The sequence below is a fragment of the Cytobacillus sp. C11.1 genome, from assembly GCF_058145115.1.
The window spans coordinates 979,890-1,002,264 of record NZ_CM176935.1; the positions used below are offsets into that span (position 1 = coordinate 979,890).

The following is a 22,375-nucleotide window of genomic DNA, read 5'->3' on the forward strand; positions in this document are numbered from 1 at the left end:
CACATTATAACAACGAACAGCCTCAAAAGAGGATGGCAGCGCGCCATCCTCTTTTATTTGACTCCAGTATCCCTGCGAAACAGCGGGCGGTCTGTCGATCTCCCGCTGGACGTCAATCAAGCTTTAACACAGCCTATATTTTAAAAAAACAGCAATCCCAGTGAAATGACTGCGCCGCTCACAAGCAGAGTTAGTACGCAGTATCCCATGATATCTTTAGCTTTTAAGCCGGCAATCGCCAGTGCTGGCAGAGCCCAAAAAGGCTGGATTAAGTTCGTCCAGGCGTCGCCCCATGCAACAGCCATAGCGGTTTTTGGAATAGATACATCCAATGCCTTCGCTGCTTCCAGCATAACAGGCGCCTGAACTGCCCACTGTCCTCCACCGGAAGGAACGAAGAAGTTTACTAATCCGGCACTTAGGAATGTAAAGAAATGAAACGTAAATTCGTTGGAAATGGAAACAAATCCTTCTGACATAACCGCAGCTAGCCCTGAAGCAGTCATCATGCCCATAATCCCAGCGTAAAATGGGAACTGGACAATGATGCCGCTTGCTCCTTTAACGGCATTCATCACCGCTTCAAGGAAATGTTTAGGTGTACCGTGGAAGAGGATGCCCAGGAACAGGAATAAGAAATTAACAATATCTAAATTAAGCTTGAATCCGTTCGTTGCAAAATAGTAAAACAGGAAGACGAGCCCGAAGATTCCGATTAACAGTGAAACAATCCGGCTGTTTTCCAATCTTTCTGCCGGTGTCATGGCCCCTTTTTCGAGGGTGGCAGCCTGAACATCATCCTGAAGAAGCGCAGGATCTACAACGATTGTCTCTTCTTTGGATGGCATCATGAAGCGATTAACAAAAGGCAAAATTAAAAAGATGGCTAAAACAATTAATAGGTTAAATCCGGCAAAGATCGTTTGGTCAGTTGAAATCACACCGATCATATCTTCCGAAAAATGCCCCGGAGTGGCAATCGTCAATGGAATGGATCCGGAGATTCCCCCATGCCAAACGATAAACCCTGCGTAAGCGCTTGCAATTAATAGCCGGTAATCGACATTTTTAACTTTTTTAGCAAGCTCCTTGGCGAATAAAGCACCAATGACAAGCCCGAATCCCCAGTTGATTAGACTGGCAATCATGGAAACAACCGTAACAATGATTATAGCCTGGCCCGGTGATTTTGCGGTTGAGGCAAGAGCGCCTAATCCCTTTTTAAAAATTTGGCTGCTGGCCAAAACATGCCCTGTTACCAGGACAAGCACCATTTGCATGGAGAAGACTAATAGGCCCCAAAAACCATTGCCCCAATGCTGAATCATCTGATAAGGCCCGCTGTCAGTGAAAATCAAACCTAATCCGAACACAGCAAAAGTTAAGATAATAACAAATAAAAATGGATCAGGCAGATACCGCTGCATAATGCGGTTAAAAAATGATACTAGTACTTTCATGATGTAACCCCCTTGATAAATTAATACTTAAACTTATTATATTTTCTTTACAATTCTCTATATTCCTTCTTTTCTGAAATAATATGCTGGATTGGAAGATGGAGAAGAGTGCATAGGGCAATCCTTCAATGTGGAATAAAAAACAGACCTCCTTGTTGGGAGGTCTGCTAGCTTATTTCTTATGTTTAACCGGTATGTTTTCTTTGCGAAGCATTTTAAATAACGATGCACACATAAGTATCAGAATAATGGTAAATGGAAGAGCCGAGACAAGTGAAGCAGTTTGCAGGCCTTCTAGTCCGCTGCTTAAAAGCAGGACTGCTGCGATAGCACCCATCAAAATTCCCCATGTAATCCGTGTAGCGAGCGGCGGTGTTAAAGTGCCATTAGCGGTCATGATCCCCAAAATATAGGTTGCCGAGTCTGCAGATGTGATCAGGAATGTCAGAATCAGCAGGATGGACAAAACGGAAAGCAAGAAGCTGAATGGCAGCTCATTATAAGTCTGGAATAAGGCTGAAGTTACATCGTTATTAACAGCTTCTGCAATCGCTGTGCCGCTGAAAAGGTCGAAGTGCAAAGCCGTTCCGCCGAATACTGCAATCCAAATTAGTGCAATGAGCGGAGGAACGATCAGTACGCCAACCACGAATTCGCGGATCGTTCTTCCCCTGGAAACCCTCGCGATAAAGGCTCCAACAAATGGCGACCAGGCAATGGCCCAGGCCCAATAAAAAATGGTCCAGTCCCTTATCCAGGTGCCGCCTTTATAGGGGGTCATGCGAAGGCTCAAATTAATAAAATTCGAGATATAATCGCCTATTCCAAGTGTAAAGGTATTCAAAATAAACACGGTAGGACCGGTAACCAAAACGAACAGCATAAGGACTAAAGCAAGACCGAGGTTCAGATTACTCAAATATTTAATCCCTTTATTAAGGCCTGTAGACGATGATAACAGGAATAGTACGGTCATTACCACAATAATCAGAATTTGTGTTAAAGCGCTTTTCTCAATTCCAAATACAGCATCCAGGCCTCCGTTAATCTGGAGTATACCCAGCCCAAGAGACGTCGCTACACCCATGACTGTTGCGATAACAGCCAAAATATCAATGAATTTTTTTAGGGTAACAGGCTCCCGTTTTTTGCTGAATAAAGGATTTAAAGTAGTGGAAATAAGCCCATTTTCTTTCTTCCTGAATTGAAAATAGCCAATAGCCAAGCCAACAATGGTGAACACAGACCATTGGCTGACCCCCCAGTGGAAAAAGGAATAACCCATTGCCTCCCGGGCAGCTTCTGTTGTTAGTGGATCCATCCCCTGCCTGGGCGGTGTAAAATAGTGGCTCATCGGTTCCGCAATTCCCCAGAATACTAATCCAATTCCAAATCCTGCGCTGAAAAGCATCCCAATCCAGGTGAAAAAAGGATACTCCGCTTTATCTTCATCATTGCCAAGCTTGATGCGGCCATATTTGCTTATGGCAAGAAAGATACAGAATAAGACAAAAAACAAGACCGAAATTAAGTAAAACCAGCCAAATGCATATGTAGTAAAATCAAAGGCTTTTGTTGCTGCACTGGCAAATAAGTCGGGAGTAAAAGCTCCCAATAGAACTAAAAGCAAAATAACCACGGCTGAAATCCAAAATACACTGTTTATACTGCCGGATTTATCATTCAATAAAATCCCCCCTAAACAAATCAATCCTAAAAAATAACGCATATTGTATTTTGGCCTTCTTTTCTGTCTAATCATTCATGGGAAATGGATTATTCGGGCTTGACTCTTTAAAATGGAATTTAATCGGAAGAGGAAAAAGCTGTCCAAAAACGGAGAAAGCGACAAATCCCTAAAATACTTACCCTTAACATGATGACATAAACCTGTTTCGATGTAAAAAGGAGTGCTTATATGGATATTACTTTGTTAATAAAGCTTTTTGAGGAAAGCCGATGTGAAGAGAAAGCTGTTCCTATGCAAAACTATATGAAAAACAGGTTTCCGTTCCTGGGAATTAAAACGCCTGAAAGAAGAATGTTATTAAAAGAATTCTTTAATGAAACCGGGATGTTAAAACAGGAGTTCAAGCCGGGTTTCGTTGAAGCATTGTGGGAGATGGAAGAAAGAGAATATCAAAATGCCGCTCTTGATTATATTGGGAAATTCACAAAGAAATTGGACAAGCGCCATTTTGATTTAATTGAAAAACTGATTGTATCAAAGTCCTGGTGGGATACAGTCGACATGCTTGCTTCGCATGCTATTGGGGCAATTGCTGTCAAGCATCCTGAAGTGATAAAGGAAAGAATCGACGGATGGGCTTCCAGCAATAATATGTGGCTTCGCCGGACAGCGATTTTATTTCAGTTAAAGTATAAAGACCGTACAGATAAAGAGTTATTATACCGCTATATTCTTCTAAATAATAAAAGCAGGGAATTTTTCATCCAAAAGGCGATTGGCTGGGCACTCAGGGAGTATTCCAAAACAAACCCTGCTTCTGTAAAAGAGTTTATTGATTCCAATCCCCTTGCCAAGTTAAGCATCAGGGAAGGGAGCAAATATTTAAAATAAAACGGAGAACATGTTAAAATGGCAAAATAAGTTTTTCTGCAAAAATACTACTACAGCCAGAAGGTGAGATAACCATGATCAAATGCATTGCCAGTGATATGGATGGAACTCTTTTAACAGCAACACAGAAAATACCGGATAAGAATATTGAAGCAATAAAAGCAGCTCAGGAAAAAGGAGTCGAGGTTGTAATCGCAACCGGACGCTCTTACTTTGAAGCAAGCTTTGTTCTGGAGGATGCCGGTATCTCCTGTCCCATTATTTGTGCGAATGGTGCGGAGGTAAGGACTGCGGATGGAAAAGTGGTTTCTTCCAATCCGCTCGATAAGGCCTTGGCTAAAAAAGCAGCTTATATCCTTTTACAGAACAATGTTTATTTCGAGGTGTATACAAACCAAGGTACATATACAGTTGATGAAGATCGAGGTGTTTCAATCATTGTTGATATCTTTTTAAGCGGTAACCCTGAAGCGGATATTGACGAGGTCACTAAAGCTGCCGAGGAACGGTTTAAAAAGGGGCTGGTGCATAAAGTGAACAGCTATGATGAACTTTTCAACCATGAGGAGCACCAAATTTATAAGCTGCTTGCTTTCTCGTTTGAACCGGATTTTCTTGCTGCCGCAAAAGAGGACTTGCTTCAGCTTGAAGATATGGCAGTGAGTTCATCAGGGGACGAAAACCTGGAGCTGACAAGTATAAATGCCCAAAAGGGGATAGCCCTTGAGGCTTTTGTAAAAGAAAAAGGGATATCGCTTCTAGAAACAATGGCGATTGGCGATAATTATAATGATTTGTCTATGTTCAAGCGGGCTGGAAGATCAGTCGCCATGGGAAATGCTGATGAAATCATCAAAGCGCAATGTGATGCTGTTACATCAACTAACGAAGACAGCGGAGTAGCCAAAGCGATTTGGGAAGTACTGGAGTAAATTTTCAAGGAGGTCGAGAGCTTGATGAAAAGGGTGTTTGGTACAGGGCTTCTGGCTTTTGCATTTATTGCCGGATGCTCAAATGCCGGGGAGAATGAGGTTAAGGAAAAGGTTGAAGAGCAGGAAGTCAGCCTTCCTGCAAATGAAGAACCGGAAATTCTTGCTGATGAGCTGGATATTCCCTGGTCCATTGCTAAAACGGAAGAAACCTTTTATATGTCGGAAAGACAGGGAAGCATTGTAAAGGTTGAAGGGAGCAAGAAAGAACGCCAAAAGGTACAATTGGAAAAAAAGCTGTCTAAAGCAGCGGAAGCCGGTTTGCTTGGCTTTGTGCTGGCACCTGACTTTTCCAAATCGAATGAAGCCTTTGCCTATTACACCTACGAAAACAGCACCGGCCAGTTTAACCGCATTGTCATCCTCAAGCTTCAAGATGGAATATGGAAAGAGGAAAAGATCTTGCTGGATAAAATTCCAAGCGGTCAGTTCCACCATGGCGGCCGCCTTGAAATCGGCCCTGACGGCAAGCTTTACGCAACAGCAGGAGATGCGGCTGCTAATCCGAAAATTGCGCAGGATGTGAATTCTTTAGGAGGGAAAATCTTAAGAATGAATCTGGACGGCACCATACCGGCAGATAATCCTTTTCCCGATTCATATGTCTATAGCTATGGCCACCGCAATCCTCAGGGGCTTGCTTGGGCAGGGGACGGGACTTTGTATGAAAGTGAACACGGCCCCTCAGCCAATGATGAAATCAATAAAATAATAGCCGGAAAGAATTACGGCTGGCCTGTCATAAAAGGGACTGAAAAGAAAGAAGGCATGGAATCTCCCTTGTTTACTTCAGGGGATGATGAAACCTGGGCTCCTTCCGGGATGGCCTACCATGATGGCAAGCTCTACACCGCTGCCTTAAGAGGCAGTGCAGTTCTGGAGTTTGACCTGGAGGCCAATAAAATTAGAAAGCTTGTTTCGAATTTAGGCCGGATCAGAGATGTCTTTATTGAAGGAAACAACCTTTATTTTATAAGCAACAACACAGATGGCCGCGGAAATCCGCTTGAAAAGGATGACAAGCTTTATAGAATTTCTTTAACCGATATATAAAAGCCTGGCAGCTGCCAGGCTTTTGTTATGATTTTGCAGAAAGTCCATGCATAATGAATTGAATGGTTAATTCAATCTCTTCCTCATCATTCCACTCCGCTTCAGGCAAAATTAAATACCTGGTGATCAAAAAGCCGAATATGGATGTAAAGGTCATTCGAACGGCACTATATGCGGGGATATCGATAATTTGGCCCTTTTTCTGGTAGAACTCCACCAGATTAACAAAGCGTTCAAACACCTTGCAGGCAATATGCTCTTTAAATTGTTCCTTAAGCTCCGGATGGAACGGAATTTCCTGGATTAGGATCTTTAAAAGGGGCATATTGTTTTTTAAGAAGGCAATCCGATTTTCCATCATAGCTCTTAGAAAGTCTTCATAACGTTCATATTTATGATCGATTACTTTATATAAATCCTTTATGACAAATGGGGCGATTAATTTTGCCATCATGGGTGAAACAATGCCCATCAGCAAATCCTTTTTTGTTTTATAGTGACGAAATATCGTTCCCTCTGCTACTCCTGCTTTCTTAGCAATTTCACTAGTTGAGGTAGCTGCATAGCCTTTCTCGGAAAACGATTCAACCGCTGCTATAATAATTTTCTTCTGCTTATCCGTGAGTCCATCTTCTTCCTGGAATAAATCTTCAATAACCGAATCGTGCTCTGACATAGTAAACTCCTTTATCCGTACTAATCTATACATTTATTATAAAGGATTAAAAATATAAAAAGAAATTTACAGGCTTTATATTTTTCGGTACCTTCTTAGGGCAGCAATATTTAGAATCATAAATAGCAGAGAGAAGCCCAGCAATACCAGCAGGTCTTTATAAATCATATCCCAGCCAAAGCCCCTCACCATCACATTCCGCAATGCTTCGGCAGCATAATATAAAGGGGTTAAAGGTCCAACCCAACTGAGCCATTCTGAAATTGTTTCGAGGTTAAATAAACCTGAAAAGAAAATTTGTGGTACAACAACAAGGGGGATAAATTGAATCATTTGTAGCTCATTATTAGCAAAGGAGGATAGTAAAATCCCCAGGGTTAGCGCTGATAAAGAAAGAAGTAAAGTAATAAGCAGGACATAGCCAAAAGCTCCCTCCATCAGCATTCCAAGCACGTATATGGCGTACCAGGCAATAATCGTAGCCTGGATCATGGTGAAAACGCCAAACCCGATGGTATATCCTGCAACGATTTCCCATTTTCTTAACGGGCTTGTTAAAAGCCTTTCAAGTGTCCCAGTGGTTCTCTCGCGCAAAAAGGAAACACCGGCAATAAGGAAAACGAAGAAAAAGACGAAAAATCCAAGAAGGACTGGGCCGAAATAATCAAACTGCCCCATGTCGCTTGAGCCGAATAGATAATTGATTTCCATTTCCTTATTGGTTAGATTTTGCTGCAAGGGTTTTAACGCGTTTTGAACCCATCTTAAGACGGAGCCGTTTACACTCGGGTCGCTCCCTTCCAGGACTATGGATGGAGCCATATTTTCAAACAACAGATACCCATCCAGCTCCTTACTCGTTAAATCACTTTCTGCCAGATTAGCAGATTCGTAATGTTTAATAATAGCATCTTCCAAGTTTAATTGAGTTTCAATTGCTTCAGGTATATCAACGAGCCCGATATTAGGCCTATATTCATCTCCATTAAATACAAGGTGAAGCATGGTCAGGACAAGCATAGGCGCGAAAATCAAAAGGGCCATGGTCCGTTTATCTCTTACAATCTGGCGGAGTATTCTAATAACCAGCGCAGTAATTCTCATTTTAAGCACCTCCATATGCCAGGAAGGCATCTTCAATATTGGCCGCACTTGTTTGCTGCTTTAATTCCTCGGGAGATCCAACTGCAATGAGCTGTCCATCCCTGATCATTCCCAGCCTATCGCATTTTTCTGCTTCATCCATTACATGAGTGGTAACGATAATAGTTGTTCCATTATCCTTTAGGGCTTTGAATGCAGCCCAAATACCTTTTCTCAGGACAGGGTCAATGCCAACAGTAGGTTCGTCAAGAATGAGCAATCCCGGCTTATGCAGAAGCGAGATAGCAAGGGAAAGGCGTCGCTTCATTCCCCCAGAATAGTTGAAAACCAGCTTATCGAAGTGTTCGGTTAAAGATACAATTTCCATAACATCCTTCATCCGCTGCTGTTTTTCCTTTCCTTTTAGTCCATAAAGAGAAGCAAAAAAATCAAGATTTTCTTTTGCTGTTAATTCTCCGTAAAGGGCATCGGATTGGGCCATATAGCCAATCCTATTCATCAAATCTAAACGGGGCATCTTTTCACTGAAAACATAGTTTTCTCCTTGTGTGGGAGTTTCCAATCCGGCCAGCTGCTTCACTATGGTCGTCTTTCCTGCTCCAGAGGGACCGAGGAGGCCGAATACTTCTCCCGGAATGATTTCTAAGTTTACATTTTTAAGTACCTGCTGTTTTCCATAGCTTTTTGATACATTTTGAATGGAAACTACTGGTTTTTCAACGATCATATAATCACCTCTTTTTATAAGTGAGTAATCACTCACTAAAATAATAATATAAATACCTAGCATTGTGAAGTGAGTGATCACTTATTTTATTCGACATTTTCTGAGAACATTTTGTGAAGGAATTGTGACAGTAAATTTGAGTGCTTTCATTGAATTGTGAGATATATCACTTTCTGTATAAGAGGCCTTCGATACAATGATCCTAAGGAATAACATTGCGGGAGCGGGGGATGAGGATGGGAAACGAAATGAGAGATAATACTGGAGCGTTGTACCAACAGCCGCTGATCGAAGAGTTTTTAGGCAAAATTGAAATCTTTAAGGATCTTCCAAGCGAGTCCATACAGCTAATAGATAAACGGATTATTAAAAGGGCGTATAATAAAGGCGAAAAAATAATGTCTGAATACGAGGTAGCCAAAGGAGTGTATTTTGTCCATTCAGGCATTGTAAAGCTAACCAAGCAGGATGAACAGGGCAACGAAATCATTGTCTGCATTAAAAAAAAGGGCGAAATTTTTGCGGAAGCTAATCTTTTTAACCAGACAGGCCAAACCTATCCGGCAACGGGTACGATGGTACAGGATGGAGAAGTCTACTTTTTGAACACGGATGACCTTGAGCAGGAGTTAATGTATTCTCCCGAGATGGCCGTTCAGATCATCCGTTATATGAGTGAGTCGCTAAGGGATATGACATCCATTTTGAGGGATATTGCCCTGCTGGATGTTTATACAAAAACCATTAAGACATTGGAGAGGCTTGCAGAAAAATTTGGAGCCAACCATTGCAACCGGATGCATATTGAGCTCCCAATCACAGTCCAGGAGTTTTCTACTTTAGTAGGAACATCCCGTGAAAGTGTAAGCCGTGTTTTTTCAAGGCTAAAGAAAGAAGGAATCATTGAAATCACCAATAGAAAAATTGTGATAGTAGATTGGTGCAGATTTTGTTCTCATTTCCATCAGAAGTTATAAGCTGTTTAGGATCTTTTTTAATAGCCGATGTCCAATCGGGCGTTAGTCAGTCCAAAGTTTTTGTTATATAATGAATTCATAGACTTTATCGCAGTCTAACGGGCAGTAAGACTCCCACTTCAAAGATTCAGAGGAATCGAAGGAGGATAAGAGGGATTCAAACTGTCCGTAAAGGCCCGATGGGTTCAACTAACAATCAGCGGGGGATAAAAACATCCCCCCGCTGATTGAAGTTTCACTCTATGATTCTGAGGTGCAAAGCATGGCTGATTTTCGTTCCAGTGAGATCATCAATAAACCTGTACATGAAGTATTTAATTATATGGTTAGGATGGAGAATGCCCCTGAACTTATGCCTTATGTCGTGAAAGTGGAAAAACAGACAGAGGGCGAGATTGGAAAAGGGACAAAATTTATTGAAACCCGCATGGTTAGAGGGAAAAATATCAAAGCTAATGTAGAAATCATTGACTTTGAAAAGGATAAAACCTATACGACTCGCAGCAATGCAAATGGATTGATAACAGAATATAAATATGATTTTCATGAAATAGAAGAAGGTACGCAGGTAGAGATGGAAGCAAACGTCAAAACAAGCGGCCTTGTAGCAAAATTAACAAAACGTTTTATCGTGAACATTGTCAAACAGGAAGATGGAAGCCAGCTACAGTATTTGAAGGAAATGTTGGAGAAATAAGTAAAAAACAGGGAACCTTTAGTGAAATGGCTCCCTGTTTTTTTACTTATTCTTTTTTCTCATCCAGTACAAGAATGACGGTCCCGCCTTCGTCTCTGCCTGGTAATTTGACTTTAATTTGGTTGTTTTTGTCCACATTGTATTTCTTGCCGCTGTATTGGTCAATGACCTTGCTGCCGGCTGTGAATGGGACATGGATGGTTACTTTTTTCTGGTCTGGATCAGTGTTTATCCCAACCACAGCATGTGTGCCCTTGTAAGAACGGTTAAAGAACAGATATCCATCAGCATCGCTGCCTGCCAGTTTTTTACGTGTTCCTTTTGAAAAGACTTCAGAGTAATTTTTCCGGATGTTAAGCAGTTTCCGGTAATGCTCGTGCATGTCGTTTCCGATTAAGCTCCAGTCAAAGTCATAGCGGTTTTCGTTGAATTCCCCTTTGTCCATATCGCCAGCATGCTTGCCGGATAATCCAATTTCTTCACCGTAATAAATAACCGGCTGGCCCTTTGCCGTAATTTGCAGGGCAGAGGCAATCTTCATTTTGCCCCAATCTTCGCCTGCGCTTGTAATCAGGAAGCCATCTTCATCATGGCTGCTTAAAAATTGTCCCAGCGTAGCTGTATTTGTCAGCTTAGCATTTCTTGCCTGCAATTTTTCCTCCGCTGCATTGATATGGCCATTAATGAAATCAGCCGCAGTATGCTTAAAGTCAAAATCCAGGATGGAATCCATTTCGCCACTGTCCAGAAAGCCACCATGTTCGTCTGCATGTCCGCCATAGTATTCCCCGATCATTTTAAAGTCAGGCTTGATTTCAGTCAGTGCATTTTTAAATGCCTTCCAGGTTGTGTGTTCCACATGCTTAACTGTGTCAACGCGGAAGTAATCGATTGTATCTCCGCGGTCTGTTTTTGCCTTTTCAAGCCAGGCTGTCTGCCATTCAATGATTTGTCTGCGGACAGCTTCTTCCTCAGTCTTCAGGTCAGGCAAGCCAGCAAGCTCGCCTCGGATCGTATCGGTTCCTCCATCCCTGATCATGCCGGCATAACGCTCACGGTCAGCGTCAGTAGGGAAGTTAGGAATCCCCAATCCAATGGATGGATCGTTTTCCTTCAATCCGTATCCTGTATGGTTAAGAACCACGTCCACCATCACTTTTATGCCGCGGTCATGGGATTTCTCCAGCAGCTCCTGGAATGTTTGGATATCTCCGAGATGTTCATCTAATGTTGAGAAATCCTTTGCCCAGTAGCCGTGGTAGCCGTACTGATTTCCATCCTTGTCATAGCGAAGATCCCAGTCAATGTTATCGACGATTGGCGTAATCCAGATGGTATTGATGCCTAAATCTTCAAGGTAATCGAGTTTTTCGATAACGCCACGGAAATCTCCTCCATGGTAGGTTTCAGGGTGGGAAGCATCGTAATTTGCACGATTTGGATCATCATTTGATGTATCTCCATTGTTGAAGCGGTCTGTCAGCATAAAATAAATACGGGCTTCATCCCAGTCAAAGTCATCTTGTTTGCCGCTGAAGGTACGGGTTGCGATTTCAATGGATGCTTCTCCTTCGTGCACATTTCCATATTCATCTACGACAGTGATCGGCAATTTCTTTTGGCCAGCCGTAACTGATTGATCAATGGAAATGGTTTGTGCATTTAAAGCCGGGTCAATGCTGACCTTGCTGCTTCCGCCGATTGCAGACAAGTCTGCGTAAACCTCTTTTATGGCTACTTCCGAATCAGAGAGAATCGTTTCAATTGATAGAACGGCATTTTCATTATAAGATGCTTTCTTCGGGTTGACTTCTGCTATGATTTCAGCTGAAGGGTTTTTATAGGTGATGGTTGATTTTCCATCAACTGTATTATAAGGATCTGCAGCCTCGGAGGTATCTCCATTTTTCGTAACAAGGAAGGAGTACTCGTGTGTTCCTTCTTCTAATTGATCAATCGTTGTGAAAAAGCGTTCCTCCTTAGGGGAGTACTTCATTTCAAAAATTTGTCCATCTAATTTTGCCTGCACCTTTTCAATCGATTCCATATCTCCCTGTTTGAATAGCTCTGGATCTCTATAATAGAGAGTGAGGCTTCCATTATTCAAAACAGGTCCTGTAATAGCAGGGACTTGATAGATTTCACCCTGGCCACTTGTAACAACGACCTTGGTATAGTTATCTTTTCCCGTTTTAATATAGCGGTCGGCACCGTAAGGATCTTTTTGATCCCACCCTGTGCCTTTGCGAAGAACAAAGCCCATTTGTTCAGTTTGCTGGCCAATTTCAATCAAAGCAACAGCCCCTTTGTCAGTGACTTCAGTAAAGTCTGCTTGTCCGTCATTTACACCAGTCTGCCAGGTCCAAATGTTCCAGCCATCATAGTTGTGATCGTCTCTTACATACGTAAACTCAATAAAACGGCGGTTAGCATCTGTGTTGCTATTGTCAAATTCCTCTTTTGAATAATAAACCGTTTCATCACCCTGTGCCAGCCATACTTCGACTTCGTTCTGGCCTTCAGGCATGTTAATCGTTCTGGTAACATCCTGTGTATCCCAATTGCCGGGGCGGGGGATGACATGGATTTTATCTGATGGAAACGATATTTCTGTTTGGGCAAGTCCTTCTGATTGGCTTGTAAACGGGTAGACTTTTCCGTTGTTCTTGCCATCTTCCCAAGCCCATAAATCCCAATTAAATTGCTCTCCATCATTACGTAAGTAGTTGATTGTATAGGTATTCATCTGACCGGCAATTTGGAAAGTATGTTCAATCGTATATTGATTGTATTCGCCAATTATTGTGATGCTTCCTTCTTCGGCTGTTTCAGTGATTGACAACTGGTTGTCTGTCAGTGTAATGCCTTCTGTTTCTGCTTTTAATGTCCAAGACGGCTGCACAGCCTCTGTGGTGCCATCGCTATTTAATAGGTTTGCAGAAAGATTAACTGTGCTGCCCTTTTTGATATCACCAGGCATTGCAGTTGTTAGTCCACTTACAACCAATAGGCTATTGCCATTGGCAGTCTGGCTGTTTGCTGGATCGGTAACCCAATTGCCATCATCCAGAATAAATTTATACTCATAGACGCCAGGTGATAGATTGATTGTTTTTGACCAAATATTGTTTTCGCCTTTGGCCATCTCTAATGCTTCATTTTGCCAGTCGGTAAAGCTTCCGGCCACGCGCACCCGCTGAGCTTCACCCTGGTAGGAAAAAATAACATTATTTCCGTCCACAACCGGGCTTTTTACTGTATTGGCAGAGGATAGCTGCGGATTCATACCGGTGAATAAACTGAGAATTAAACTAAGCAGCATAATCCAGATGCCGGCTTTTCTTGCTTGTTTCATGAATTTCCCTCCTTAATAGACTGATTGCGAATAGGGGATATCAATAAGGAAATAGTGCAATCGTTTGCATAAATGGTTAAATGAAAACGCTTGCATTACTCTTAGGAAGATTCTATCACCATTTTGTAAAAAGCTCATGGGCAAAAAGTAGTGTTGAATTAGAAATAAAAGCAGAAAAAAGCCGCCCTGAAAGCAGGGGCGGCCTTGTTTGCACGAACGAATTATATTTCAATCTCGTAGGTCCATTCATTCATGCCATTTTCCATATTATATATCTTCTTAAAACCATTTTCGGCCAAAATTTGGCTTGCCTGTGCTGAGCGGTTTCCGCTTCGGCACACAACCAGATATGGCTTTCCCTTATCCAGCTGATCGAGGTTTTCCTCCAGGACAGAAAGTGGGATAAGGGCAGCTCCTGGAATATGTCCTTCAGCGTATTTCTCTTCAGAACGAACATCTATAACTTCTGCCTGCCCTGTTTCCCATAGCTCTTTTGCTTTTTCGGCATTTACATTTTCGATGTCGGGACCGGAATCAGAACTGCATCCTGCAGCAAGCCCTGCAATCAATACAAGAACCCATCATTAAAAACATTGGCTTTTTCATGCTGTATCCCCTTAAAGGTTAGAATTTATAGGTCCAGAAACGTTCTTTATAGACTCTTGCCATTACTTCAGGTTCTTGATTCTTAAGGCTTTCTTCCATATTTGCCGCCATAAGCTGTGTCTGGGAAGTATGTGCCTTGATGGCAGCAATTTTCCGGTCTGCCACCGCACTGACATCATTTACCACGTCAGCCTGGCCGATTTCTTCTTCACAGTTATTTGAGAACGCGACACAGTGAACTTTTGGGCGTTCGTCTGCAGGCAGCTTTTTGACAGCTCTGATAACAGCTGCACCTGTTGCATCATGGTCGGGATGCACAGCATATCCCGTATAAAACGTAATAATGAGGGAAGGGCGGACTTCGCCGATTATGGCTCCAAGCCTGTTAGCCAGCAGCTCCTCATCTTCAAATTCTACGGTTTTATCTCGATACCCAAGCATTCTTAAATCCTGGATGCCCAGCACATTCGCTGCAGCCTCCAGCTCTTTTTTACGGATTTTTGGCAAGGTCTCCCTGTTGGCGAAAGGGGGATTTCCCATATTGCGACCCATTTCGCCTAATGTCAGGCAGGCATAGGTAACAGGTGTCCCGTTTTCAATATGTAAGGAGATCGTTCCTGAAACCCCGAAAGCTTCATCATCGGGATGAGGGAAGATAACGAGTACATGTCTTTCCTTTTCCATTTCGGTTTGCTCCTTTCAATTTGTTTAAGCGTTATCTATGTTTAGCTCTAGCGCCTGGGGCCGTTGCAGTCCCCGAGTATGGCGCTTCCGCTTTTCTACTCAAATGGCGTTTCACTGATTTGCAGCGCAACTGCAAGTTTGCCGCTGAAATCGTGGCCTGCTAAAAGGAGCCTTTCTTTTTCATCCACTTCAAAATGGGTGATGCCTTCAGCATAAACCCAGCCGAAATTCATTTTTAAACCAACTCTGAAAGGGCCGTTTCCAGTGACTTTGCCATGTTCATAGATTAAGTTGGCGTTGCGGATATACGCTCCTGAAGAAAAAAAGCTTTCATCAAAATGGGAAGCGTACGCCCCGTTCGTTGTCTCCAAATGAATATATACCTCTTTATTGGCTAAACGGTCGATTTCTTTTTGCACCGTCTCTTTAACTGCCGATTCCATTATCCATAATCCCCCTTCCAATTTACCTATTCATGTATAAGTTATGTGGTTTACTATCTGTTCAGCCTGAAAATGGCAGATTGTATTTTTATCTTACTAAAAAAAAGACCGAAAAGCGAAAAAGTGAGCTTAAAGAGAGTGGGGATATTGTGAAAAGGAAGGTAGCGGGGGTAAATGCAATGGAGGAGTTTTTATTTTGGGAAGATACTATTACCGCGAAAAGTTGGTTTTATCCGCGAAATTCCCGATATATCCGCCAAGTCAGGATAACCGCGATTTTACACAAAAAAACAGAGCCTGAGGGACTCTGTTTCATTTTATTATTCTTGTTCTGATTCCAGACGGCCAGCTCCATATTTGTGGTATGCACCAGGCATAGTTGGGCCGACATATTCGTTTAATTGGAAACCATGATTGATGGCTGCTGTGATGAAATCCTTGGCTGTTTGGACAGCTTCTTTTACAGGTTTTCCTTTGGCAAGTTCTGCAGTGATGGCTGAAGAATAGGTGCAGCCTGCGCCATGTGTATAAGTAGTTTCAACGCGCTCGCTTTCGTACAGAGTGAACTCTTGTCCATCATATAGAAGGTCAACGGCTTTTTCATGGTTTAGTTTGCTGCCGCCTTTGATAAGTACATATTTGGCGCCAAGTTCATGGATTTTAATTGCTGCTTCCTTCATGTCCTCAACCGTTCGGATTGGACCTGTTTTGGCAAGCTGCCATGCTTCAAATAGGTTAGGGGTTACTACAGTTGCAAGCGGGACAAGCAAATCTCTTAACGCTTCATTTAACTCAGGGTGGATAGGCTCATCTTCGCCTTTGCAAACCATTACCGGGTCAATTACTACGCGGTCAAGATTATTCTCTTTGATTGTTTTAGCTGCAATCTTAATCACTTCTTCTGAACCGAGCATGCCCGTTTTCATGGCATCAATTCCGACTGATAAAATCGTTTCAAGCTGGGTTTCCAGTGTTTCATTGGCTATTGGGAACACATTATGGCTCCAGTTGTTCTTGGGATCCATAGTCACAATCGTTGTTAATGCGGTCATTCCATAAACGCCAAGCTCCTGGAATGTTTTAAGGTCAGCCTGGATGCCAGCACCGCCGCTTGTATCCGAGCCTGCAATTGTTAAAACTTTTTTCATAGACATGCGCAAAATTCCTCCTTGAAGTTCTGCTGGATATGTTTTTCTAATTATAACAATAATTCCAAAAGGTAAAAACTAAAACGGCTGTAGAGTTTATCACAGCATTAACTTGTCCGGTGCTGTTTCCAAAAATACAGATTACACGGATTTGTAGATATGTTATCAGTCAAAAATATCTTTTTATAAGCTTTTAGCATAAAAAAGGAGTTATTCCTAAAAAGAATAACTCCTAACATTGCTCTTAATTTACAACATCCACATTGCTTTTCTTCACAAAACCTAAGCGGTGATTATAGAAGACTTGATAGTATTCATCATTGCCCTTCACCACTTTATTGGTTGCAGGGTCATTAAAAAACTTCGCGTGATAATAATCTGATTGAATCGGTGCTGTTGCTGCATAGATTTGGCCAGCTGGCATCTGGTAGAGCACCTGGGCTTTACCTCTTGCCCATTCTGCAATTCCTGCCTCATCATAAGCTGCGTCATCCGGGTAGGCGGCGCCATAAACAGGTATGGAATCAAGCCCTTCTTTTGGCGTAATTAGAGTCCCGCTTCCTGGGACGCTATTAGCATTGTTCGGATTATAGAACCAAGCTTTTTGTCCGCCGTAGTAAATAGCTGTCCAATCGCCTGCCTGCCCAGCTTTATAGAAGCTTTGCCCTATAGCTGCTTTGTTGCCCCAGTCGTTAATATTTTTAGTACTACTGCTTTCACCGTGAAGGAGAGGATCACGAACCAGTGGAGCATCAAAGCGCGGTTCACTATATAGGTGGATTAGACTTGAAGATTCCGGCTCCTTTTCAATCCCTCTGTACGTGAAATCAGGCTGATTCGTATTGTAATTTGGGCGGATTGTGACGATATTGCTGTCCTTGTCTCCATCACTTGGGTTAATAGAGGCTCCAAGCAGGTCGAAAAAGTGTCCCCAATTCCAATAAGCACCCGGATCCCAGTGCATTGACCGATGTTTGGCTACTGTTAAACCTGGGATTTCATCATGGCCGATAATATGCTGCCTGTCCACGGGAATGTTAAATCGGTCAGATAGATATTTTACAAGTTTTGCAGTGGAGCGGTACATTTGCTCACTATACCAGTCTGCACCTTCAGCCGCGAAGCCCTCATGCTCCAAACCGATGGAATGCATGTTGAAATACCAGTTTCCTGCATGCCACGGCACATCCTCCGGGCGAACCATTTGTGTGATTTTTCCGGTTTCTGAATCAATGACATAGTGTGCACTTACATAGGATTTGTTCTGGAAATGGCTGATCGCAGATTCTGCGCTTCCTTCAATATCATGGATAATAATATAGCGAATATCTAAGTCATCTTCCGGACGGTTGGCAATATCGTAATTGCCGTAGTTACCGGCGCTGCTTGAAAATTGCTTATAGGCTGCAGGAATGAAGGTGCAATCCAGGCCATTAGGGCAGTCGGTATTTGTGTATTTTGTATTGCGGAGGGGGATGGAGCTGGCTGTATTCTTATTTGGTGTAATTTCTTTGGCGTTTAAGGCCACTCTTTGTCCGTCATGATTTTTTCTTTCAGCACCTTGCCCAATCGTTGCATAAACATGGTCTGCAAAATCCTTTGCGATTGCTTCTTGATCTGTACCGCTGAATTTAACGACAGCACCATACCAGTCGGCTGCATCAGAAGGCAGTTTTCCTGTAGTTTGGCGTGCGTATTCAGCAAGCAGGGCAGCGCCGCCCCGGATATTTTGCTCCGGATCCTTTTTTAAGGTTTCAGGGTCGGCATCAAGAAGTTTTGCGGCAGTTTTAAGGCTGCTGGAAGCTTCAGATGCTTCAATGATTCCATCATCATGCTTGCCTCTGGCACTAAGGTCAGCCGGTAAATCAACAAGATTCATTATTCCATAGCCGCCAACCTCGCTTTGGCCTTCATGCTGCTCCCAGCGCGTCTGGCTGTAAGCTACTGCCAAAAGGATGCTCTCAGGAACTCCAAATTCCTTTGCGGCACTTTCAAAGGTCTTTTGCAGTGATGAAGATTCATTGCTGCTTTCAGTGGCTTGGGTTGTTACGCTTGCTGTACTAAATCCTGCAGGGACTGCTAAAAGGCTGGCTGTTAAGGAGAACGTTAAAATCGCCGAGGATAACTTTTTAAATCTCAATCATATTCCCTCCTGTATAAAAATGGTATATCGTGGTGTTTTCTGATAGAGGGAAGGATATACCTGCACGTTTTAATTGAAATGAGTCAATAGATTCACCGGTTTTTCAAAAAAAAGGTAATTGGTAGCGGGAGAAGAGATAGTTGAGTTGTGAAGAAAGTATGGAGGAGGGGCAACTTTTAGGGTATATAAGGAAATAGGTATTTCGCATATTAATCTAGTCAATCCACATAAAAAATTTTATCCGCACATAAATCCGGCCTATAAATGTTCTTCCGCCTGCAAAATGCCTTTATCTACTGTTTTAAAAACAGAAAAACCGGCCCAAATTTATCAAGAGCCGGTTTCCCCGCAGGACAATCTGCAAAGGCATATGCTAAGTTTTTTCAGGAAACGGTAAATTTATACCCGATTCCTCTGACTGTTTGGATAAAGGGGTAATCCGAATGCTCGGCGTCTCTATAATTCCTTTATTTATCAACGTTTTGGTATGGTTTTAGTATAGGAGCGAATTATTAAGATTTGGTTAATTATCCATCTCTGGCAGTTTGAACAATTTGTGACGACACAATTCTGCCATACTCATGTAACCGGGCAGACCTTGATCGAAGAAACAAGCTGGAATAGATGGTAAAATAAAACGATAAGGATAGAATGGGTTAATAAGGAGCTATAGGGCTTCATAACGCAAAAGTCAGGTGAGAATAATGAGTATAACGGGTATTATTTTAGCAGGAGGGCAATCAAGCCGAATGGGCGAGAATAAAGCCCTTTTAAAAATAGGCGGCAAAACGGTGATTGAACGCATAGCAAATCAATTGGCTTCTATATCATCAGACATGATTGTCGTGGCCAACAATCATGAAGAGTACCAGTTTCTTGGGCTTCCGGTGGTTAGTGACCAATGGAAAGAAAAGGGCCCGCTTGCAGGTATCCATGCAGGCTTGACCGCATCCAGTACGCAAAAGAACCTGATTGTTGCATGTGATATGCCATTCATATCTGCAGACCTTGGAAAAATTCTTCTCAAAGAACTGGAAGACCACCAGGCAGCGGTGCCTGAAATTGATTGCCGGCTGCATCCGCTTTTTGCAGCTTATCGAAAGGAAACGAAGGAAGCGGCAGAACAAGCTTTGAGGGACAACAGACTGAGGATTCGTGAGTTTTTGCATAAGATAAATGCTTCGATTATGAAGGATAAAGAATTTAAGAGGGTGGGATTTTTAAGTAAAGAAGCCCATTTCTTTAATATGAACCGCCCGGATGAGTACCAAATGGCATTGAAAATGGCAGCTGGAGAGGGCAAGGATTCTAATTAGTATAAATGGAAGGCAGTCATTTCACTTCCGGCAGCATATATGTCAAAATGGAGCAAATGCAGATTGTAGATTAAAAGAGAATAATGAGGTGATTCAATGAATTTTGAGATTTCAAAAGAGCCAATTGATATCCAAAGTGTGATAGATAAAGTGGTGCAGCGGGAAGCAGGGGCAATTACAACCTTTATTGGAACCGTCCGCGAGCTGACACATGGCAAAAAAACGCTTTACTTAATTTATGAGGCGTATGAAGCGATGGCAGTTAAAAAGCTTGAACAAATCGGAAAAGAAATCAAAGAACGCTGGGATGGCGCAGAAGTGGCTATCACACACCGTACAGGCAAGCTGGACATCACAGATGTCGCGGTTGTAATAGCGGTATCCACTCCCCATCGTGCGGATGCATATGAAGCAAACCGATATGCCATTGAAAGAATCAAAGAGATTGTTCCGATTTGGAAAAAGGAACATTGGGAAGACGGAGAAGAATGGATCGGAAATCAGCTAGAAACAGTTGCATATCCAGAAGGGAAACCGGAGGCGAAGGATTTAAATGAATAAAATTATGTTTTTTGCCCATTTACGGGATCGTGTTGGTGAAGAGTCAGTGGCCATGGATGCAAGCGGCAAAACGATTGCGGAACTGAAGCAATTGCTCTCGGAAGAATACAGAGTGAAATTGGACACTGTCATGGCAGCAGTGAATGAAGAATTTGCTTCAGATGATGAAGTGATCCAGGATGGAGATACGGTCGCATTTATACCTCCTGTAAGCGGAGGATGAGTTAAGCTTGATAGGGAGGGGATGCAGCCATGTCTGAAAGGTATTCACGGCAGACTTTGTTTCCGCCGATCGGAAAAGAGGGGCAGGAAAGAATCTGCTCCAAACATGTGCTGATTGTCGGAGCTGGTGCTCTGGGGTCGGGCAATGCGGAAATGATGACACGGGCAGGAATCGGCAAACTGACGATCATTGACCGGGATTATGTGGAAGCGAGCAATTTGCAGCGTCAGCAGCTTTATACAGAAAGGGATGTAGCTGAAAAGCTTCCAAAAGCAGCTGCGGCGGAGAAGCGCTTAAGGCTGATTAACTCGGATGTGGAGATACGCTCGGTGATCGGGGATGCCACTTCTGAAAAGCTGGAAGAGCTTGTTGAGGGAGTAGATCTTATCCTGGATTCTACTGATAACTTTGAAACCAGAATGGCAATTAATGATATCTCGCAAAAATATGAGATTCCCTGGATATATGGAGCCTGTGTCGGCAGCTTTGGCATGAGTCTGATCATTATACCTGGCAGGACTCCATGCCTGAATTGTCTTTTAAAGAAGATACCGATCCAGGGAATGACCTGTGACACGGGCGGAATCATTGCGCCAGCTGTGCAAATGGTCATTGCCCATCAAGTTGCAGAGGCGCTAAAGATTTTGGCAGAGGATTGGGATGCGATCAGAACCGCGATGGTGAGTTTTGATTTGTGGCGGAACCAGTATACGAGCATGAAGGTGTCAAAGGCGAAGGATGAAGGCTGTCTGTCATGCGGAAAAGAGAGAACCTATCCCTATTTGCAGACAGAAAACATGATGAAGTCTACCGTTCTTTGCGGAAGGGATACAGTACAAATCCGCCCGCCTAAAGAGCAGGAAATCCAGTTGAGTGAACTGGCTCAGCAATTGAAATCACTTGGCTATCAGGTAAAAGGCAATCCATATTTACTGTCAGCTGATATGGAAGAACAGCGCCTCGTTATTTTTAAGGACGGACGGGCCCTTATTCATGGAACAAAGGATTTAACACAGGCAAAATCGATTTATCAGCGACTTATGGGATAAACGACAAAAAACGAGCCCGGCCTATTAGAGAATAGGCGGGGGCTCGTTTTTATATTTACTGTGGGTTTAAGGTCTGTTTTTTTATTTGACTTCGTCTGTACCTACAATTACCAGTTTGCCTTCATCCAGTACCTTTTCGTACTGTTCAGCTTCTGTTTTTGTTAAGCCGACAGATTCGAACTTGGAACGAAGCTCATTTCCGCGCTTTTTAAATACGTTGCCGACAGAATCGAATAATCCTTGCTCCTTCATGCCAACATCACCTGTATCAGTAGCATCTGAAAGGTGCTCGGAACGATCCTTGTCATGGGCAAAAATATAGATGTTATCTTTATTAAATCCTTGGCTCTCCAGCATTCCGATTGTGTCTGTTGCTTGTACACCATTTTCTACGACTTCGATTTTATACATATATAACATCCTCCTCATAAGATTTAGACTGTATATTTGAAGGGCATTGGTTCCTGCCCGTTATATTTTATATTTATCCGCTCTGCTATATTTTAAACATGGGTAAAAGAATGATAGATTAAGTAATGTGACGGATTACTATTTATGTGGGTGCTATCGGGGTATATAAAAA

At 42.7% G+C, this 22,375-nt stretch carries 21 protein-coding genes; 9 read left to right on the top strand and 12 right to left on the bottom strand.

Annotation, left to right across the window (positions count from 1 at the left end):
* Positions 1–140: 140 nt before the first annotated feature.
* Together AC3ZVC_RS05005 and AC3ZVC_RS05010 are read right to left on the bottom strand one after the other, a co-directional pair.
* Complete coding sequence (locus tag AC3ZVC_RS05005) at positions 141–1,460, bottom strand: short-chain fatty acid transporter (protein ID WP_490066698.1); 1,320 nt, start codon at positions 1,458–1,460, stop codon at positions 141–143.
* 172 nt (positions 1,461–1,632) lie between these two features.
* Positions 1,633–3,189: a glycine betaine uptake BCCT transporter gene (locus AC3ZVC_RS05010; protein WP_490066699.1), complete on the bottom strand. Its 1,557-nt coding sequence runs from the start codon at positions 3,187–3,189 to the stop codon at positions 1,633–1,635.
* Between the two features lie 189 nt (positions 3,190–3,378).
* Here AC3ZVC_RS05010 and AC3ZVC_RS05015 point away from each other — a divergent pair, with 189 nt between their 5' ends.
* The 3 genes from AC3ZVC_RS05015 (at position 3,379) to AC3ZVC_RS05025 (ending at position 6,083) form a co-directional block, all read left to right on the top strand.
* Entirely contained in the window at positions 3,379–4,041 is a 663-nt protein-coding gene (locus AC3ZVC_RS05015) for a DNA alkylation repair protein (RefSeq protein WP_490066700.1), read from the top strand.
* 74 nt (positions 4,042–4,115) lie between these two features.
* The gene (locus AC3ZVC_RS05020) at positions 4,116–4,973 is read left to right on the top strand and encodes an HAD family hydrolase (protein WP_490066703.1); all 858 of its coding nucleotides are present in this window, start codon (positions 4,116–4,118) and stop codon (positions 4,971–4,973) included.
* Between the two features lie 24 nt (positions 4,974–4,997).
* A complete protein-coding gene (locus AC3ZVC_RS05025) occupies positions 4,998–6,083 on the top strand; it encodes a PQQ-dependent sugar dehydrogenase (RefSeq protein ID WP_490068832.1) in 1,086 nt (361 codons plus the stop codon).
* A gap of 25 nt (positions 6,084–6,108) precedes the next feature.
* Here the strand turns inward: AC3ZVC_RS05025 and AC3ZVC_RS05030 are convergent, their stop codons facing one another.
* The 3 genes from AC3ZVC_RS05030 to AC3ZVC_RS05040 all read right to left on the bottom strand — a co-directional run bounded on the left by AC3ZVC_RS05030 (position 6,109) and on the right by AC3ZVC_RS05040 (position 8,590).
* On the bottom strand, positions 6,109–6,759 hold the full coding sequence (locus AC3ZVC_RS05030) for a TetR/AcrR family transcriptional regulator (RefSeq protein ID WP_490066705.1): 651 nt from the start codon (positions 6,757–6,759) through the stop codon (positions 6,109–6,111).
* 75 nt (positions 6,760–6,834) lie between these two features.
* Positions 6,835–7,863, bottom strand: coding sequence for an ABC transporter permease (locus tag AC3ZVC_RS05035; protein WP_490066706.1), 1,029 nt, complete (start codon positions 7,861–7,863; stop codon positions 6,835–6,837).
* 1 nt (position 7,864) lies between these two features.
* Positions 7,865–8,590, bottom strand: a complete 726-nt coding sequence (locus AC3ZVC_RS05040; protein WP_490066708.1) for an ABC transporter ATP-binding protein — start codon at positions 8,588–8,590, stop codon at positions 7,865–7,867.
* 236 nt (positions 8,591–8,826) lie between these two features.
* Between AC3ZVC_RS05040 and AC3ZVC_RS05045 the strand changes: the two genes are divergently transcribed.
* Together AC3ZVC_RS05045 and AC3ZVC_RS05050 are read left to right on the top strand one after the other, a co-directional pair.
* The gene (locus tag AC3ZVC_RS05045) at positions 8,827–9,567 is read left to right on the top strand and encodes a Crp/Fnr family transcriptional regulator (protein ID WP_490066710.1); all 741 of its coding nucleotides are present in this window, start codon (positions 8,827–8,829) and stop codon (positions 9,565–9,567) included.
* Between the two features lie 262 nt (positions 9,568–9,829).
* Positions 9,830–10,264 (top strand): SRPBCC family protein, encoded by a 435-nt coding sequence (locus AC3ZVC_RS05050; RefSeq protein WP_490066715.1) that lies wholly within the window; start codon positions 9,830–9,832, stop codon positions 10,262–10,264.
* A gap of 46 nt (positions 10,265–10,310) precedes the next feature.
* On the opposite strand, the gene AC3ZVC_RS05055 is transcribed toward AC3ZVC_RS05050, so the two are convergent.
* The 6 genes from AC3ZVC_RS05055 to AC3ZVC_RS05080 all read right to left on the bottom strand — a co-directional run bounded on the left by AC3ZVC_RS05055 (position 10,311) and on the right by AC3ZVC_RS05080 (position 18,640).
* Positions 10,311–13,619 (bottom strand): alpha-amylase family glycosyl hydrolase, encoded by a 3,309-nt coding sequence (locus tag AC3ZVC_RS05055; protein WP_490066718.1) that lies wholly within the window; start codon positions 13,617–13,619, stop codon positions 10,311–10,313.
* A gap of 221 nt (positions 13,620–13,840) precedes the next feature.
* Positions 13,841–14,188, bottom strand: a complete 348-nt coding sequence (locus tag AC3ZVC_RS05060; RefSeq protein ID WP_490066720.1) for a rhodanese-like domain-containing protein — start codon at positions 14,186–14,188, stop codon at positions 13,841–13,843.
* A 55-nt stretch (positions 14,189–14,243) separates the two neighbouring features.
* Positions 14,244–14,909 (bottom strand): bacillithiol biosynthesis deacetylase BshB2, encoded by a 666-nt coding sequence (gene bshB2 / locus AC3ZVC_RS05065; RefSeq protein ID WP_490066722.1) that lies wholly within the window; start codon positions 14,907–14,909, stop codon positions 14,244–14,246.
* A gap of 95 nt (positions 14,910–15,004) precedes the next feature.
* Entirely contained in the window at positions 15,005–15,352 is a 348-nt protein-coding gene (locus AC3ZVC_RS05070) for a YojF family protein (RefSeq protein ID WP_490066723.1), read from the bottom strand.
* Positions 15,353–15,672: 320 nt separating this feature from the next.
* Positions 15,673–16,506 carry a pyridoxine/pyridoxal/pyridoxamine kinase gene (pdxK, locus tag AC3ZVC_RS05075; protein ID WP_490066725.1) on the bottom strand — a complete coding sequence of 278 codons (834 nt, stop codon included), beginning with the start codon at positions 16,504–16,506 and terminating at the stop codon, positions 15,673–15,675.
* A gap of 238 nt (positions 16,507–16,744) precedes the next feature.
* On the bottom strand, positions 16,745–18,640 hold the full coding sequence (locus AC3ZVC_RS05080) for an N-acetylmuramoyl-L-alanine amidase (RefSeq protein WP_490066727.1): 1,896 nt from the start codon (positions 18,638–18,640) through the stop codon (positions 16,745–16,747).
* A 707-nt stretch (positions 18,641–19,347) separates the two neighbouring features.
* Between AC3ZVC_RS05080 and mobA the strand changes: the two genes are divergently transcribed.
* The 4 genes from mobA (at position 19,348) to AC3ZVC_RS05100 (ending at position 21,792) form a co-directional block, all read left to right on the top strand.
* Positions 19,348–19,959, top strand: a complete 612-nt coding sequence (gene mobA, locus AC3ZVC_RS05085; RefSeq protein WP_490066728.1) for a molybdenum cofactor guanylyltransferase — start codon at positions 19,348–19,350, stop codon at positions 19,957–19,959.
* Positions 19,960–20,055: 96 nt separating this feature from the next.
* Positions 20,056–20,520, top strand: coding sequence for a molybdenum cofactor biosynthesis protein MoaE (locus tag AC3ZVC_RS05090; RefSeq protein ID WP_110063660.1), 465 nt, complete (start codon positions 20,056–20,058; stop codon positions 20,518–20,520).
* The gene (gene moaD / locus AC3ZVC_RS05095) at positions 20,513–20,743 is read left to right on the top strand and encodes a molybdopterin converting factor subunit 1 (RefSeq protein ID WP_490066730.1); all 231 of its coding nucleotides are present in this window, start codon (positions 20,513–20,515) and stop codon (positions 20,741–20,743) included. Before AC3ZVC_RS05090 ends, moaD begins: the two co-directional genes overlap by 8 nt.
* A 29-nt stretch (positions 20,744–20,772) precedes the next feature.
* The gene (locus AC3ZVC_RS05100) at positions 20,773–21,792 is read left to right on the top strand and encodes a thiazole biosynthesis adenylyltransferase ThiF (protein WP_490066732.1); all 1,020 of its coding nucleotides are present in this window, start codon (positions 20,773–20,775) and stop codon (positions 21,790–21,792) included.
* A gap of 81 nt (positions 21,793–21,873) precedes the next feature.
* Here the strand turns inward: AC3ZVC_RS05100 and AC3ZVC_RS05105 are convergent, their stop codons facing one another.
* Positions 21,874–22,203 carry a YflT domain-containing protein gene (locus tag AC3ZVC_RS05105; protein ID WP_490066734.1) on the bottom strand — a complete coding sequence of 110 codons (330 nt, stop codon included), beginning with the start codon at positions 22,201–22,203 and terminating at the stop codon, positions 21,874–21,876.
* Positions 22,204–22,375 lie beyond the last annotated feature (172 nt).